We start from the raw sequence: 1,831 nt of genomic DNA, 5'->3' as shown, positions 1-1,831 counted from the left end.
AGCGCGACTGGACTTAAGATCACTCATTTGAGTCATTGTCAAGTACAATTTATACCAAATTAGATGAGCTTACCCTGCCAGTCCCGAAGCTGCACAGCCTTGAAAGGCTAAATTTCGGCTGCTTTTTGAAACTCCGAGTGGCTATGAATTGTTGGATGAACGCAAACAATTAACTGCTGGAAAAGCATTCGAGTTGCGAGCGAGTTTTGGAGCATCCTGAATTACCTTTACACAATAATCCGGCTGAGTTAGCCCATTGGTAACAAGTTAAGCTTGTATGGCAGTTGTCAAGGGGGTTTGAGAAGATGTCTCAAAGAAAAATTGGTTCTGGCCTCGCTGTCGATCGGGGAAAGGTGCAACAATTAACTTAACATTAGGCTTTCGTTGAGATTTAACAATACCTAAATCTCGATTTTCAGGGGCGGCAAAATACTTTGGAGGGTCAGTTGCCTTACCTTGTTGGCGGGCTACATAAAAATGGTAAAGACCCCGGTAAATCATTTCTAATGAAATCGAATCTATTGGTAAAGAGAGTTGGTCAGCAACTGCATCACCTAAATCCACCAAGATTGCATAGAATATCCAAGTTCCCCAAATTTGAAGCTGAATCCCGTTGAGAGAACCCGTCCACAAATAACTTAATCCCAACAGCCTTTTTAGGGTATTGAAAGCTTCTTCAATTCTCCAACGCCTGCGATATAAATCTGCCACGACGTAGGGTGGCAGCACTTGAGGCTCAAGTACGCTTGTCAAATAAGAATGCCAGGTTTTACCCGAACGAACTTCAATCAAACGTAAAGTAATAAATGGAGTTTTTGCTGTTCCCGAACCCAAACGTACTAAACTGTCTCTCAGGTCGTAACTTTTGGTAAATACTTGCTGTATTTGTATTGCTGCTCCGTAAGGATTCAGGTATCTGAAACGTAGTCACAGAAGGACTTGTAGAATTAAAGCCTTCGCTAAATCAACAGCTTCATTCTCAATAGGTACGAAAATAAAAGCTTTCATGGTTTCTTAATAAGAATGGATATTTGATGATTATTCAATCAAATGGTTACACCGTATAGGTTTTACTGCTTTTCACATGACCTGAATCCTTACGCTGCTCCTTTTTTTAAACGAGTAATTAAGTGAATATCTGCTTCAATTAATTTCAGCCAAAAGCTGAAATGATAAAATCCTCTATCCAATAATAGTAAGGTAGTTGCTGGCAATAATTGTCGGATTTTTTCTTCAAGCTTAACATCAGAAGCTCGGGGATTTTCTAAAAACCAAATCTCGATGGGAAGCCTGGTCATTAAATCTATGACTGTTGCCATTTTTCCTGCCAACTGCCCTTTGGGTATATCTTCGAGGCTTTTGAGTTTACAAAACAATGCTTCGAGTGTTGAGCTATCTACTATCCAAATTCGCGAAAATCTGGTCAAGGTAAATTGAATGCTTTCTGGTAGAGGTCGTTGGTTTCTCTGATACCAAGTAGTTCTTAAACTTGGCAATAATTTTTTGAAGACTGCCTCAAATAATGTGGCGGGAAAATTTAGAAACCTTTGAGACATAGCTTGTTGAGTTACTGTCGTAGGTCGGCACCATAAAAAACCTTCTCTTGCCAGCATTCTTGTGAGTTCTGTTACTCCAGCTACGTCTCGCCACAGCAAAGTTAATACTGCTGCTACCATCAACGGTAGGTTAAGAATTCTCCCTCGTAAACCTAGTTGACGGTAGTAATTTTCTTGTGAGGTGATGGCTGGTGTTAGCGGGACTTAAACAAAAAATACGGTGAAAATACGTTAGAATGCTTGCTATGCAAGCATATAACGTTAAAGAATGACCA

Annotated in this window: 2 pseudogenes; both read right to left on the bottom strand. The window is 40.1% G+C overall.

Annotation, left to right across the window (positions count from 1 at the left end):
- Positions 1–267 precede the first annotated feature (267 nt).
- A pseudogene (locus QUB33_RS29365) lies at positions 268–900 on the bottom strand (transposase); the annotation flags it as partial.
- 209 nt (positions 901–1,109) lie between these two features.
- Positions 1,110–1,742: pseudogene (locus QUB33_RS29360) on the bottom strand (IS4 family transposase); the annotation flags it as partial.
- Positions 1,743–1,831 lie beyond the last annotated feature (89 nt).

The sequence above is a fragment of the Microcoleus sp. B3-A4 genome, assembly GCF_036705385.1.
Classification (GTDB): Bacteria; Cyanobacteriota; Cyanobacteriia; order Cyanobacteriales; family Microcoleaceae; genus Microcoleus.
The sequence above is the reverse complement of the archived record's forward strand: the minus strand, read 5'-3'. Positions and strand labels throughout refer to the sequence as shown.